Origin of the sequence: Bacillus sp. 179-C3.3 HS (genome assembly GCF_047229225.1) — a bacterium.
Lineage (GTDB): Bacteria > Bacillota > Bacilli > Bacillales > Bacillaceae > Bacillus.
The window spans coordinates 40,944-56,341 of sequence record NZ_JBFEFT010000009.1 but is presented as its reverse complement, the minus strand read 5'-3'; the positions used below and the strand labels follow the sequence as shown (position 1 = coordinate 56,341).

At 42.0% G+C, this 15,398-nt stretch carries 13 protein-coding genes; 12 read left to right on the top strand and 1 reads right to left on the bottom strand.

Translation table 11 applies throughout. The features are described from left to right. Positions 1-34 precede the first annotated feature (34 nt). The 12 genes from AB1K80_RS07965 (at position 35) to AB1K80_RS07910 (ending at position 14,305) form a co-directional block, all read left to right on the top strand. Positions 35-1,222 (top strand): HpcH/HpaI aldolase/citrate lyase family protein, encoded by a 1,188-nt coding sequence (locus tag AB1K80_RS07965; RefSeq protein ID WP_412856082.1) that lies wholly within the window; start codon positions 35-37, stop codon positions 1,220-1,222. Beyond that, positions 1,212-2,543, top strand: coding sequence for a phosphoribosyltransferase family protein (locus AB1K80_RS07960; RefSeq protein ID WP_412856136.1), 1,332 nt, complete (start codon positions 1,212-1,214; stop codon positions 2,541-2,543). The genes AB1K80_RS07965 and AB1K80_RS07960 overlap by 11 nt, the downstream gene beginning before the upstream one ends. Next, the gene (locus AB1K80_RS07955; protein WP_412856081.1) at positions 2,536-3,645 is read left to right on the top strand and encodes a cysteine protease StiP family protein; all 1,110 of its coding nucleotides are present in this window, start codon (positions 2,536-2,538) and stop codon (positions 3,643-3,645) included. Before AB1K80_RS07960 ends, AB1K80_RS07955 begins: the two co-directional genes overlap by 8 nt. Continuing rightward, positions 3,642-4,454: an HAD family hydrolase gene (locus AB1K80_RS07950; protein WP_412856080.1), complete on the top strand. Its 813-nt coding sequence runs from the start codon at positions 3,642-3,644 to the stop codon at positions 4,452-4,454. Before AB1K80_RS07955 ends, AB1K80_RS07950 begins: the two co-directional genes overlap by 4 nt. A gap of 70 nt (positions 4,455-4,524) precedes the next feature. Beyond that, a complete protein-coding gene (locus AB1K80_RS07945; RefSeq protein ID WP_412856079.1) occupies positions 4,525-6,141 on the top strand; it encodes a YceG family protein in 1,617 nt (538 codons plus the stop codon). Between the two features lie 14 nt (positions 6,142-6,155). Further along, positions 6,156-7,250 carry a toxic anion resistance protein gene (locus AB1K80_RS07940; RefSeq protein ID WP_412856078.1) on the top strand — a complete coding sequence of 365 codons (1,095 nt, stop codon included), beginning with the start codon at positions 6,156-6,158 and terminating at the stop codon, positions 7,248-7,250. 387 nt (positions 7,251-7,637) lie between these two features. Next, positions 7,638-8,867: a glycine/proline betaine ABC transporter ATP-binding protein OpuAA gene (gene opuAA / locus AB1K80_RS07935; RefSeq protein ID WP_412856077.1), complete on the top strand. Its 1,230-nt coding sequence runs from the start codon at positions 7,638-7,640 to the stop codon at positions 8,865-8,867. Next, complete coding sequence (gene opuAB / locus AB1K80_RS07930; RefSeq protein WP_412856076.1) at positions 8,868-9,722, top strand: glycine/proline betaine ABC transporter permease subunit OpuAB; 855 nt, start codon at positions 8,868-8,870, stop codon at positions 9,720-9,722. After that, the gene (locus tag AB1K80_RS07925) at positions 9,722-10,606 is read left to right on the top strand and encodes a glycine betaine ABC transporter substrate-binding protein (protein WP_412856075.1); all 885 of its coding nucleotides are present in this window, start codon (positions 9,722-9,724) and stop codon (positions 10,604-10,606) included. Before opuAB ends, AB1K80_RS07925 begins: the two co-directional genes overlap by 1 nt. Before the next feature lie 105 nt (positions 10,607-10,711). Then, the gene (locus AB1K80_RS07920) at positions 10,712-11,473 is read left to right on the top strand and encodes an alpha/beta fold hydrolase (protein ID WP_412856074.1); all 762 of its coding nucleotides are present in this window, start codon (positions 10,712-10,714) and stop codon (positions 11,471-11,473) included. Between the two features lie 219 nt (positions 11,474-11,692). Then, on the top strand, positions 11,693-12,640 hold the full coding sequence (locus AB1K80_RS07915) for an L-lactate dehydrogenase (RefSeq protein WP_412856073.1): 948 nt from the start codon (positions 11,693-11,695) through the stop codon (positions 12,638-12,640). 42 nt (positions 12,641-12,682) lie between these two features. Continuing rightward, positions 12,683-14,305 (top strand): L-lactate permease, encoded by a 1,623-nt coding sequence (locus AB1K80_RS07910; protein WP_412856072.1) that lies wholly within the window; start codon positions 12,683-12,685, stop codon positions 14,303-14,305. A 44-nt stretch (positions 14,306-14,349) separates the two neighbouring features. On the opposite strand, the gene AB1K80_RS07905 is transcribed toward AB1K80_RS07910, so the two are convergent. After that, complete coding sequence (locus AB1K80_RS07905; RefSeq protein WP_412856071.1) at positions 14,350-15,339, bottom strand: LacI family DNA-binding transcriptional regulator; 990 nt, start codon at positions 15,337-15,339, stop codon at positions 14,350-14,352. Positions 15,340-15,398 lie beyond the last annotated feature (59 nt).

Sequence of the window (15,398 nt, the reverse complement as noted above, 5' to 3'; positions counted from 1 at the left end):
TCACATTTACTGAACAACAGAAAGGAGGCACTGCATGCGATATTTTCATTTTTTATCAGAGGCAAGGCAGCGCGATATTTTTTTGAAGCGGCCAGTAGCCATTCATTCGATGACGCCAAAACACGTACTGGCGCATGCACTAGGTGCAACGTTATATATGCCTGCGACGAGACAGGATGTAGCGGATATGTTGTTTTCGCAGAAATATGAAGCGCTCTGCTCTGTTGTGTTTTGTTTGGAAGATGCGATCGGCGATCAAGAAGTTGAAATGGCTGAACAGAATTTAGTCACACAGTTGACCAGCCTACAGGAAAAACTGGTGCGCTCTTCTGAAATGGCTGAACACTTGCCGCTATTATTTATTCGCGTTCGTTCGCCGAAGCAACTGTTAAAAATGACAGAATTGCTTGGCTCATCCTTACATATTTTAACGGGTTTTGTGTTCCCGAAGTGCTCTGTTCATAATGCAAAAGACTATTTGGACAGCCTAAAATGGGCTGAACAACAAACAAAAACGAGATTATATGGGATGCCCATTCTTGAGACGCCAGACTTAATTGAAAAAGAAACGAGATATTCTGTTTTGGCTGAATTAAAGCAGATCATGCTGAATGACGAGCAACACATTTTGAATATCCGTATTGGGGCAACAGATCTATGCGGGTTGTATGGAATTCGTCGGGATCGTGAGACGACCATCTATGAGATTAGATTGCTGGCCGATTTGATCACAGATGTCATGAATTATTTTGGTCGTTCTTTCGTGGTCTCTGGGGCAGTATGGGAATATTTTGAACCGGTACAGAAGGAACAAAAGCCAATGATACACGCACTGCCTAAAGGTGGCGCGACTTTTTCATCTGAATTTGATGGTTTACAAGGCTTGCTAGAGGAGACAAGATTGGATGTAGCAAACGGCATTCATGGGAAAACAGTCATTCACCCAACGCACCTGAAACCAGTTCAAAGCATGTATGTTGTGACAAAGGAAGAGTATTTGGATGCGTTAAGCATTATGGAACATGCTGATGGCACAGTGGGTGTCATGAAGAGCGCATTCTCAAACAAGATGAACGAAACGAAGCCGCACTATAGATGGGCGGAGCGTATTTTAATGAAGTCGGACATTTACGGGGTGTTTCATGAAAACAGGAGCTACATCGACATACTTACAGAAACAGAAACAGCATACGCTGAACATCTTGGAACATATGGAGGTTGATCTCGTTCTTGTGCAAGGAGCGCTTCAGTTAGAAAAAGAGCACCTTTTTGAGATGGCAGCAAGGGTGAATAAAAAGCGTGCCTTTTTATTTGTTAGTAAGGTACTTGGAAAACACCTTCCTGTCCATCCAGTGAAGCCGCTTCTTGTTTCAGGTCTGCTTGCAATGGCTTATGCCAAAGAGCAAACAGGTCAGACGCCGAACCATCAGAACCTGATAGTAGAGGCGTTAAAAACGGATGATCATTCCGTCCTAACCGAGGCGTACGAAGTATTGAAAAGAGAAAAGATCCATGCTTTGAAACAGCCGATCGTGATTGGCTTTGCTGAAACAGCGACGGCACTCGGTCATGGTGTATATGACGTACTGGAAGGGGCGTCTTACATTCATACAACACGTGAAGAGCTTCTGGATGTGCATCCAACACTGGTATTTGAAGAAGAGCATTCCCATGCAACCGATCAACTTTGTTATGCGGAGAAAGAGCTTCTCCTGACAGATCGTCCAATTGTGTTGGTAGACGATGAAGTCACGACAGGCCGTACGAATATCAACATCATTCGGGATCTTCATGCGAAGTTTCCAAGAAAATCTTATACCATTCTCTCCATTTTAGATTGGCGCACAGAGGAGCATGTGGAAGCAATGCTTCAGCTACAAGAGGAACTTGGTATTCAGATCACCTCTTTATCTTTATTAAAGGGAACCATGGCTTTCCGTGGCAAAACGTTAGACGAGCCAGCTTATTCGTATGAGATTGCTAGCCGAGAGGAGACGCCAAATCTCTCATTTCATTCCCTGCAATCATTCTTTCAACAAGTCTCGTATTCATCTGCTCATGTAACGAATACAGAGGGTGGTACGCCATATATTCATGAAACCGGTCGATTTGGTTTAAACGGAGAAGATACGTCTGATATAGATAAGGCTGTTGACCTAGCTGGGCACGCACTGAAGAAAGAGCGTAAAGGCAAACAAACGCTATGTTTAGGAACAGGTGAGCTCATGTATGTGCCGATGAGGATTGCAGCACAGATGGGAGAAGGTGTTCTTTTTCATTCGACAACGAGAAGCCCGATTCATCCGGTTGAAAAGGATGGATATGCTGTTCAGAATGGCTTTGCGTTTTCAAACCCAGAGGATGCGCGTATTCAGCATTATGTATACAACATCCCGAAAGACAAATATGACGATGTGTTTGTCTTTTTCGAGAGAAAGGTCTCTCAAACGGCATTGCTTCCACTCCTTCATCTATTTGCGGAGCGGAATGTGAAGCATGTGCATATTGTGACTTTATCAGAAGAGGTGAAGGTGAATGGCTAACGTGTTGACAAAGATGGGGAGCTATCCAGAACAGGATGTCACGTTCTTACTCAAGGACTTATCGGCAATTGAGATAGAGAAAAGTACTGAAGAACGAGAGCGTTCCATACAAGGTGGCGCACATTATTCAGAAATGCTGCCCATTGAATATAAACCGACGGCATCTTATATGACCTTATTCTATCAATCTCTTGAAGAAAGTAAGCATAAGGTTGCGGAAGCAGTAGCGATCGTAGCAGAACAAATTGTGAAAAAGCGAGGCTTCAATACTGTGCTGTGTAGCTTGGCACGTGCGGGTACGCCGATTGGGGTTCTGATCAAACGGTATATCCGAAAGACATATGGTTTAGAACTGCCTCATTACAGCATCTCAATCATTCGTGATCGTGGAATTGATGTGAATGCATTGCATTATATATTGAAGGAACATCCAGGATATGAGATTGCTTTTATTGATGGATGGACAGGAAAAGGAGCTATTTCCAAAGAACTTCAAAAGGCAGTCGTTGATTTTGAACAAGCCTATGGCATTCGTCTATCAAGTGAGCTTGCAGTGCTTGCTGATCCTGGTTATTGTACCGATGTATACGGGACGAGGGAAGACTTTCTCATCCCTAGTGCGTGTTTGAATTCGACTGTTTCAGGTCTTGTGAGTCGAACTGTATTAAACAACCAGTGGATCAATGCCGATGATTTTCATGGGGCTAAATATTATGAAGAGTTGTTAGATGAGGACGTATCGAATCTGTATGTGGATACGATAGAAAAGGCGTTTTCAAATCTTGGACCGCATGTGAAGAAACAAGCAGAAGACATTCTAAAGGCAGAGACCACTGCTGACTGGCGAGGTATGAGGTCGATTGAGGCGATCGGACAGGAATTTCAGATTGAAAACACACATTTGATTAAGCCAGGTGTTGGGGAGACAACTCGTGTGCTATTGAGAAGAGTCCCTTGGAAAATACTGATTCAGCCAGGGTCTCAAGATCAATTGAAGCATATTTTACTTTTGGCAGAGGACAGAGGCGTGCCAGTTATTGAATACGCCAACATGTCATATACGTGCTGCGGGTTAATTCGCCCGATGGAGCAATCGTCATGAGGATTGCCTTTGCGAGTGATTTAGACAGGACACTTATTTACTCACATCGCATGCTTGAACAGTATGCGTATGATGGGGCATATGAATTAATTGAGACGCTGGATGAACGTCCGCTTTCCTACATATCTGTTCAAACGAAAAATGAACTACAGGCCATTCATCAAAAAGGGTGGTTCATACCAGTGACGACAAGAACGACCACGCAATATGAACGCATCACCTATTTTCAAGAAGAACTCAAGCCAGAGTATGCGGTGACGACAAATGGCGGCTGTATCCTTCATCACGGCAAACCGCTTGTAGATTGGCAGACCACGATAGACGAGAGATTGAAAGAATGCATGCCAGTCAAAGAGATGCTGAGGGCCATTTCCGAGTTGCCGATTGCCAATTGGGTGAAGCGTACTCGGACGGCGGAGGGCAGGTTCCTTTATTTGATTATGAAGGATGAATATGTGTCACAAATCCCACTCGGTGAATTGAGGGCGTGGGGAGAGGATAAAGGCTGGCAGGTGTCACTTCAAGGACGGAAGCTTTATTTTATTCCACAGCCCCTCAATAAATGGGAAGCTGTTGCATTTTTGAAGGAAAGGTTGCAGCTTGAATACATATGTGGCGCAGGTGATTCTTTGTTAGATGCTGATCTCATTCGTCAGGCAGACGCAGGCTATGCGCCAAGGCACGGAGAAGTTCTAGCATTTGAGCCATTTTTACAGTCGACGACAGCGTTTGGCATGGCGGCTGCTGATGAAATGACGGCATGTGTAAAAGAGCAGATGATGAGCTGGAAAAAGCCTTCAATTCGATAGCAGAAGTAGAAGGCTGAATGATATGATAGAAATAGAGATGAAGAAAATATAGGAGAAAGGAAGGAGCGACATGAGCTATAAAGAAATCAATGTCACCCATACACGGGCGGATCAGGAAGCTTGGAAGAACCTGTTGAAAAAGCCGCTACCTGAACGAGACGGTTATGTAAGGGATGAACATACATTGTCATGGTCGTCTCTCGCCGCCCGAGTCCTTGGCACTCCTCATGATCCAACCGATTACTTTATCGAATTACATGAATTGTATGAAGCAGATGGTATACATGTCTTAAGTGAAACACTTAATCGCCATATTGAACCAGAGCATTTTCAAGCGCTTCAGCGAATTCATTTAATTAATCAAGAAGAGAAGGGGTTGTCGGTCAATCGGTTTGTGGCGTTTTTAGACGGCGAGCAGCTGATTGTACGCCATCCCAATCCCGCAATGAACCGGCATATTCGTCTTTCACTCATTAGAGTGTTTGAGCATTTTCAAGCGCAACACGAGGGCGGGTTTCAGCACCCTGACTTTCGCCGGGTCTTACTCGATGTGGTGAAATTTTCAAACAACCACCTCGGGCAATGGCTTCAGGAAGTCAATATTGAAGAAAGAATGCCGGCTGTCATTTGGTATGGAGAGGCGAATAAAAGTCAGCTTTATTTTCTTTACTATGTCATGCTGATTGGCTGTGATGTTGTGTTCTTTCATCCAGAGGGCAAGGATCCGTTTTGCGAATTAGATCCAGAAGAAAAGCTGACTTTTATTGATCAGTATCCTGGGACTTCAAAGCTTGAGCCGTTTCCTACTGAAAGGCCTGAGAGGAAATCGACCGTGGCGTACCGATCAACAAGAGAGCTGGAAGAAGTGCTCCATACAGAGGATTCTATGCTGTATAAGCCGTGGCAGTTCAGGGATCATACACCAGAATCTATTACGCTGAAGACAACGTATGACGAGCTGTTTTTAATCGCGAAGGAACCATCTTTTATCCGACCTAACTTTAAAGCAGATCGGGATTCAATTCAGATTCCGAATCTCTTTGCGAAAATGATGGGTGTCACGAGAGATAAGCGAGAATACTGGGATCGTATCCACACGTTAATGGAGGGGAAGGAAACGAAGACCATTCGCCACTTTCCTTTCACAAAAGAAGTGTCCTCCAATTATCAATTTCATTATCAGCACGCGCTTTCTCCATCGGGAGAGATTGATCCTGACTTATTAATGAAAAGCAACGTGTGGCAGTTTTCTCATTTATATGAAGGCACGCAACGTGCCATCGCAGAGGCTATTTCTCGGATATGTCAGCACCGGAAGCTATTGCGAGAGGGAAATGAGACGGAATTAGATGTCCGAATTTATCTATTTAAACAAATATTGCATATTGGTCAGGATATGATGGCCCTCATTCAAACATTTGATTATGCACAAACCGTCCCGAAAGTGATTCTATACCATACAGAATATAACGGAGAGCTGACTCGGTCTGATGCGGCTGCGCTCATTTTTCTAAATGAAATAGGGGTTGACCTATTTGTGTATCATCCGGCAGGCTATCAGTGTATGGAGCGGTATATAGATGACCAATTATTTGATATACATTGGCTCGATGACATGGTGATGAATCAAGAGTTTAAAGAGCCGTCCATCGTCAGAAAGTTATTTCAATCCATTAAAAACCGATAAGGAGATCAAAACTTATGACAAATACAAACGGAAATGACATCATTTCAATTGATAAAGAGGAAATCTCGATTGAGAAAGCAGACGACATTCGCGTTCAGCTTCGTAATGAACCAGAAGTCCAAAACATTGCAAGACAAATTGATGCCAAAAATCAATTAGAGCTCCTTGAATATGGAAAGCAGCCAGCTGTTGAAATCTCCAAGTTCTCTGATCGTATTCTATCCATGATGCGTTCAACAAGCGTCACAGACTCAGGCACAATGCTGACCCAGCTTGGGAAGATTATGGACCGCTTTGATAAAAATGATTTTGACGAGCCAAAGGGTGGTTTGCTATCCAAAATCTTTAAACGCGGCGGCAGTATGATCGAAAAGATCTTTAGTAAATATCAGACACTAGGTGCAGAAATTGAAAAGATTAATGTAGAAATCAGTAAATATAAAGACGAAATGACCAAGTCGACTGTGACGCTCGAAGAAATGTATGAGCATAACATTCAATACTATATGGAGCTTGAAAAGTATGTCGTGGCTGGTCAAATGAAAATCGAAGAATTAAAAGCAGTGGTTCCTTCATTTGAAGAAAAAGCGGCAAGTGGAAATCAGTTGGCGCAAATGGAATTGGACACGCTTCGTAATGGAATTCAAGCACTCGAAGAGCGTGTATATGATCTTGATATGGCTCGGATGGTAGCTCTTCAAACAGCTCCTCAAATTCGTTTGCTACAGCGTGGGAATACGAAATTGATCGGGAAAATCAACTCTGCCTTCATCATTACCATTCCAATTTTCAAAAATGGAATCATTCAAGCGGTCACAGCGAAAAGACAAAAGCTTGTGGCTGATTCAATGAGTGAGCTTGACAGAAGAACAAATGAAATGCTCAAACGAAATGCTGAAAACATCTCTAGTCAAAGTGTGGAAATCGCCAAATTATCAGGTCGACCAAGCATCGATATTGAAACGATTGAATCATCGTTTAATACGATTGTCCAAGGGATGAAAGAGACAAAGCAGATCGAAGAAGAAAACAAGCGACTACGCGAAGACGGTACAAAGCGTATGCTTGAACTTCAAGATAATATCAAACGGGCTGCATTAGAGTCCTAACAATTGAACTGTCTGTAACCAAAGTTGCAGACAGTTTTATTAAAATTTGAGTGAAATAGGTTTTTGTGTGACCTTTTTCGGGTAAATTTTATGCATGGGGTTCAATCGCGTATAGGCGAGGAAGTCTGGTGACACAAGCATTCAACTTATTATGAACAAGATGACGGATTTCTAGTAAAATATTGACTCATGAGAGGAAATACCCCGTAAAATCAATAGGTTTTGAAGCATTCAACAGGATTTAAGAGTAATACGGCGTATGATCTCTAATCACCAGACATCTAATTGAAATTCATACATATTGTACGGAAATAAGCGAATTCTAAAGATTGTTCGCATCATGAGGCTTATGTTACGGTTATAAGGATGCTAATTTGGAGGGAAAACATGAATTCTGAAGAGAGAAAGATCAAGATTAAGATAAAAAATGTATCTAAAATTTTCGGTAAAAATGCTAAAAAAGCATCTCAAATGCTTGAACAAGGGAAAACAAAACGAGATATCCTGAAAGAGACCGGCGCCACAGTTGGTGTCAATCGAGCAAATTTTGATGTGTATGACGGCGAGATATTTGTCATCATGGGGCTATCAGGGAGCGGAAAATCCACACTTGTGCGGATGCTAAATAGGTTAATCGAACCAACCTCCGGCGAAATTTATATTGATGGGGATATGATAACAAATATGTCAAAGGATCAATTGCGTGAAGTAAGACGGAAAAAAATCAGCATGGTTTTCCAAAACTTCGCCTTGTTCCCGCATCGTACCATCCTAGAGAACACAGAATATGGTCTAGAATTGCAAGGGATTGAGAAAGAAGATCGTAAGCAAAAAGCCATGGAGTCACTCAAACTAGTGGGTCTTGAAGGGTTCGAGGATCAGTATCCAAACCAATTGAGTGGTGGTATGCAGCAACGTGTTGGATTGGCACGTGCACTTGCAAATGATCCTGACATTTTATTAATGGATGAAGCATTTAGTGCACTCGATCCATTGATTAGAAAGGACATGCAAGATGAATTGTTAGACCTTCACAGTTCAGTTGGCAAAACGATCGTTTTTATTACACATGATTTAGATGAAGCACTTAGAATCGGTGACCGCATTGTATTAATGAAGGACGGGAATATTGTTCAAATTGGTACACCAGAAGAGATATTAATGAGTCCTTCAAACGAATATGTAGAACGCTTTGTTGAGGATGTAGACTTATCCAAAGTGTTGACAGCTGGTAATATTATGAAAAGAGCAGAGACTGTTCAAATTGATAAGGGGCCAAGAGTTGCCTTAACTTTAATGAAAAACTTAGGTATATCCTCTATTTATGCAGTCGATAAACAAAATCATCTGTTAGGAGTCATTTCTGCAGAAGAAGCAAAGAGAGCATCAGAAAATCAATTGGCTTTAAAAGATGTAATCCACAAAAACATGAAAACAATTCACCAAGATACGGTGCTAACGGATCTCTTCGAACTTGTATCAGAATCGAATATCCCAATTGCTGTCGTAGACGATAAAGACCGTATGAAGGGTATTGTCGTAAAAGGGGCACTCATTGGTGCGCTTGCAGGAAATGATCAATACATTAATTTAATTCACAAACAGGAGGTGAACTAAATGCTATCTTTATCATCACTTCCTAGAATTCCTTTAGCAGAGTGGATTGATCAATTTATTGATTGGTTAACTGCGACCTTTGGCGGAGTATTTGATGGCATTGCCGATGGTTTGGCCGCATTTGTTCAAATGATTACGGATGGCTTAGGATTTATTCCACCAATCATTTTGACCATCATTTTTGCTGGTCTTACTTGGTTCATTAGTAAAAAAGGAATTGCTATTTTTGCATTAGTAGGTTTCTTTATCATTGATTATCTTGGCTATTGGGATGCCATGTTACAGACATTATCATTGGTCTTAACATCTGTTATCATTTCGATTGTGATCGGTATTCCGATCGGCATTTGGGCTTCACAGAAAAATACGGTTAGGCAAATTGTTACACCTATTTTAGACTTAATGCAGACAATGCCTGCGTTTGTCTATCTGTTACCGGCTATTCTCTTCTTTAATATTGGGGTAGTACCTGGAGTTGTCGCTTCTGTTATTTTTGCGATGCCTCCAACGATTAGAATGACAATACTAGGTATTCAACAAGTTCCGTCTACTTTAATTGAAGCGACTGAAGCATTCGGTTCGACAACGAGTCAACGTTTAATTAAAGTGCAATTGCCACTTGCTACAAAGACGATTTTAGCAGGGATTAACCAAAGTATTATGTTAGCTTTGTCTATGGTTGTTATTGCGTCAATGGTTGGTGCGCCTGGACTAGGTGAAGAAGTTTATCGAGCTGTTACTCAATTGAAAACAGGGACTGGTGTAGAGGCAGGAATTGCCATTGTCATCTTGGCTATTGTTCTTGACCGAATTACACAAAATATAAGGACCAAAAAAACGAAGGAGGACGTTTAATGTTTAAGAAAATTATAGGACTTAGTGCGGCCGCAGTTTTGACTTTGGGATTAGCTGCTTGTGGTAGTGCAGCGAATGATAAAGATGCAACAGTCGGAGAACAGGTAAAGTATAAGATAACTGGAATTGACCCAGGAGCAGGTATTATGGAAGCAACAGATAATGTTCTAAAGGATTACGACTTATCTAAGTGGTCAGTAATCTCAGGTTCTAGTTCTTCCATGACAGCATCTTTAAAGAAAGCCTATGATAAAAAAGAGCCGATCGTCATCACAGGTTGGAATCCTCATTGGATGTTCTCTAAGTACGATTTGAAGTATCTGAAAGACCCTAAGGGTACTTACGGTGAAGCAGAAGAAATTCATACAATTACTAGAAAAGGTTTTGAAAAGGATCAACCGCAAGCAAATAAAGTCCTTAGCCAGTTTAACTGGACTGAAGATGATATGGGTGAAGTAATGCTTGCAATCCAAGAAGGAGAAAAACCTAAGGATGCAGCAGTGGACTTTGTAAAGAAACATGAGGATTTAGTGAGTAAATGGACTAAAGGTGTAGATAAGGTGAACGGTGAAAAAATTAAACTTGTCTACGTTGCTTGGGATAGTGAAATCGCTAGTACACATGTTGTAGGTAAGGTGTTAGAAGATTTAGGTTATAACGTAACGTTAACTCAGGTTGAAGCTGGACCAATGTGGACAGCAATTGCTGATGGAAGCGCAGATGCTTCACTTGCAGCATGGCTCCCACAAACTCATAAAGTATATGCAGAGAAATTTAAAGGCAAATATGAAGATGTGGGTACAAGTATGAAAGGTGTTAAAATTGGTTTAGTTGTTCCAACTTATATGAAGGATGTCAACTCAATTGAGGATTTGAAAAAATAGCCAATCATATGATGGCTCCCGTATAATAGAAGGGAGCATATGGAAAAAGCAGTCTGCTCAAAAAGCGGCTGCTTTTTTCTATATATAAGGATGGTGGACGAGTTGTTGTCAAAGGATGAGAAGCCGGTGATGGTATTTTTACATGGCGGTGGGGTGAGTCGTTGGATGTGGCAAGAGCAGGTCGAGAGCTTGAAGGAAACGTATGATTGCTACACCCCTGATTTAATTGGGCACGGGACAAGAGCAAATGTACAGCCTTTCTCAATGAAGGAAAATGCGCGTGAGGTCATCACATGGATGAAACAGCATGCACACGGTCGTACAGTCATTCTGATTGGCTTTTCCCTCGGGGCACAGGTTGCTGTTGAACTGTTATCGAGTGAGCCAGATTTAGTAGATGTGGCAGTGATCAACAGTGCCCTTGTGATGCCACTTCCATGGCTGTATGTCATGGTGAAACCCATTTTACCTCTTACATACCCTCTCTTAAAGAAGGACTGGTTTATTCAACTTCAAGCAGAGAAACTAGGGGTTCCAAGCCATGCGGTGCATCACTATGCAGTAGATTCTAAATCTTTGTTGAAAGAAACCTTGCAAACGATGTTCAGGGAAAATCTCCATTACAAGCTCCCGCACACGTTCCAGCAAGCGAAAGCACGTATACTCGTCACAGTGGGAGAAAAAGAGAAAGGCATTATGAAACGATCGGCGAAAAAGATAGCAAATGCACATCCGAAGGCATCTGGCGTCATCGTTCCAGACATTGGTCATACGTTTACGTTTGAACGGAAAGAGCTTTTTACTGAAATGATAAATTGCTTTGTCGAGAGGCGTGAATTACCGGCGGAGTTAATGGAAATCAAGTAAGTGATGAAAGCAACATAAGTTCTTTATTTCAACCTTTGAACTGCCCGACTCGATTCGGCAGTTTTTTTGTGCAACCGTTTCAAAGAGTGTTCACAAATTTGTTACATCATTTTTTTAACAAACCTCTTGAAAAAGTTTGTGAAGTATTGCACAATATGAATGTGAAGTATTTCACAAACAAACAAAACAACCTAGTTTTACTCAGGAGGATGAGGAAACATGACAAACAAAAAAGTAAACAAAGTAGCCATTATTGGAGCAGGTCTCGTCGGCAGTAGTTATGCCTTTACGTTAATAAATCAACCGATTACAGATGAATTAGTTATCATTGATCTTAACCAAGACAAAGCAATGGGTGACGTGATGGACTTTAACCACGGAAAAGCTTTTGCTACGCACCCTGTAAATACATGGTATGGCGATTATGAGGATTGTAAAGATGCGGATATTGTATGTATCTGTGCTGGAGCGAACCAAAAGCCAGGCGAAACGAGACTAGACCTTGTTGAGAAGAATTTAAATATGTTTAAGGACATTGTAGAAAATGTGATGAAAAGCGGATTCGATGGGATTTTCTTAGTTGCAACAAACCCTGTTGATATTTTGACGTATGCGACTTGGAAGTTCAGTGGTCTGCCAAAAGAACGAGTGATTGGTAGTGGTACAACGCTTGATACTGCAAGATTTAGATATATGTTAAGTGAGTATTTTGAAACAGCGGCGCACAATGTGCATGCTTACATCATTGGGGAGCACGGTGATACAGAACTTGCTGTTTGGAGCCATGCGAATATTGGAAGTGTGCCGATTACAGAATTTATGAAAAGAAACGATCAGTATAAACAAGAAGATTTAGATGACATCATGGAAAATGTACGCCATGCCGCTTATCAAATTATTGAGAAAAAAGGGGCGACCTATTACGGCATAGCCTTGAGTTTGGCCCGCATCACAAAAGCCATCTTGCACAATGAAAACAGTATTTTGACAGTCAGCACGTTATTAGATGGGGAGTACGGGGCTGAGGATGTGTACATTGGTGTACCTGCTCTGGTCAACCGAAATGGTGCAACAGACATTATGGAGCTAGCGCTGAACGATACGGAAAAAGAGAAATTCGCACACAGTGTGCACGTATTAAAAGAAATTTTAGCTCCTCACTTTTAAACAATCTAGGCAACCTACTTCAGTAGAAAAGAGATGAACACGATGTGGCAACAAATATATGATCCGTTTGGGAATGAATTCGTCAGTGCATTTGTGGCGTTGCTTCCCATCCTATTTTTCCTACTTGCATTAACCCTATTTAAGTTAAAAGGCGTTATAGCCGCTTGTATCACCTTAATCGTCAGTTTTGTTATCGCTGTTTTCTTCTTTCATATGCCGATAGAAAAGGCACTATCTGCTGTGGTACTCGGTATATCTAATGGGCTCTGGCCGATTGGGTATATCGTGATCATGGCGGTCTGGCTCTATAAAATTGCTGTGAAATCTGGGAAGTTTGATGTGATTCGTTCTAGTATTGCAGGCATTTCTCAAGATCAGCGTCTTCAGCTCTTATTAATTGGTTTTAGTTTTAATGCTTTTTTAGAGGGAGCAGCGGGGTTTGGTGTACCGATTGCGATTAGTGCCGCGCTCTTAACAGAGCTTGGGTTTAAACCATTAAAAGCAGCGATGCTCTGTTTAATTGCCAATGCAGCGTCAGGCGCATTTGGTGCTGTAGGAATTCCAGTCATTACAGGGGCGCAGATGGGCAATATGACACCACTTGCTTTGTCTCAAGCACTTGTCTATACGATTCCATTTATTTCATTCTGCATTCCATTTTTACTCATTTTCATTATCGATGGTTTTAAAGGAATCAAAGAAACGTTGCCAGCCTTGCTAATGGTCAGTGGAAGTTATGCGATCTTGCAAGCTGTGACAATGGTGACCATGGGTCCGGAGCTTGCCAACATTATTTCAGCCTTAGCTAGTATGGGCATTTTGGCTTTATTTCTTCGGAAATGGCAGCCAAAACGCATTTATCGTGAGAAAGGCGCACCCGTAATCGAACAAAAACAAACGTATCGAGGTATTGAAATCATCAAAGCGTGGTCTCCATTTTATATCCTAACTGTTGTTATTACAGTGTGGAGTCTTCCTGCTTTCAAAGCTTTATTCGCTGAGGGAGGACCCCTCAACTGGACGACGATTTTGGTGAAGGTGCCATTTTTGCATCAGCAAATTGTGAAATTACCACCTATTACCCAAACAGAAACCGCCATTGATGCCATCTTTAAAGTGGATGTCATCAGTGCAACAGGTACTGCCATTCTGGTTGCGGTGATGTTGACAGGATTGTTTAGCAGACAGATTGTATTAAAAGAAGGTGCCGCTTGTTTAAAAGCAGCAGTAAAAGAGCTGTGGGTGCCTGTGCTCACCATTTGTTTTGTGATGGGCTTTGCCAACTTGGCAAACTTTGCGGGTCTTAGCTCTGCGATTGGTCTTGCACTTGCAAAAACAGGCGATTTATTCCCAATTGTGAGCCCAGTCCTTGGGTGGATCGGCGTGTTTATTACGGGATCTGTCGTGAGTAACAATGCCCTATTTGGGAATCTTCAAGCAGTTACTGCGACTCAAATCGGTTCACAGGCAAGTTTGTTAATCGGCGCGAATACGACCGGTGGTGTCATGGCGAAGCTGATTTCTCCGCAATCGATTGCCATTGCTACAGCAGCGGTAGGAGAAACAGGGAAAGAATCAGAGCTCTTCAAAAAGACGGTCAAGTATAGCTTCATCTTGCTCGCCATCGTATGTATATGGACATTCATTCTTGCCCAATTTGTATAGATTCATAATGAAAAGACTGAGAGAGGGATCTCAGTCTTTTTTGTTTATGTAGATTCTCTTGTGATGAGCTGAGTAGGTAGTTGAATTTGTTCACGCTGCAATGGCTTTTTCTGTTGAAGCAGCTGAATCATTTGCTGTACCGCCTGCTGGCCAAGCTCGACGATCGGAATGTCGATGGTGGTGATAGTAGGCGCTGTGACTTCACAAATGGCTTGATTGTCATAGCCGATCACCGCTAGATCTTGAGGGATTTGATAGCCTAATGCAATGGCTTGTTTGATCAGTCCAGCTGCAACTTGATCGTTGCCGGTGAATACGGCATCAGGAGCCTCTGACATCTCGTGGATCACATTCATGATGCGGAAGCCGTCTTCAATCGTAAAGGCATGACCAAACAGCCACTCTTCCTTTAGCGGCAAACCGTGAGTAGAAAGCGCATCAAGATAACCTTGTCTTCTTTGTTTCTGTGCTTCACTGCTTTCTGTATCAAAGCAAAATCCAATGGAATGGCGTCCCGACTGGATGACATAATCCACTGCTTTATAAGTCGCTTCTCTCTCATCGTATCCAATAATCGGAATGTCAGCCGTCTGATGATATTCGTTTGCCATCACGATCGGACCGTTCGTTAAGAAGGGCTTGATCTTTTTCCATTCATTTTCTAGTGCTCCTAGGATGACACCATCTATTTCTTTTCTTTTTAACAGTTGAAGGCCTTCCAGCTCAAGTGACGCTTGGTAAAACGTCTGGAGTACGATTGTTTTATAGCCATGATCGAGTGCCTCTTTTGAAATGCCTTTAATCAATTGTGCAAAAAAAGGATGATCCACAGCTGGTACAGACACAGCAATGGTCTTTGTCTGATGTGATCGAAGGGTTCGAGCTGCGGAGCTTGGGGTATACTCCATTTCCTTCATCACCTGTAAAATGTGCTGTCGTTTTTCCTCCGACACATATGGATGATTGTTCAGCACCCGAGAAACGGTGGTGGTAGACACGCCGCAACGTTTGGCGATTTCATAAATTGTACACATTTTAACAAATCCTTTACACAAAGTTATTGTTCTGAAACCGATAACATCATTTACAATGT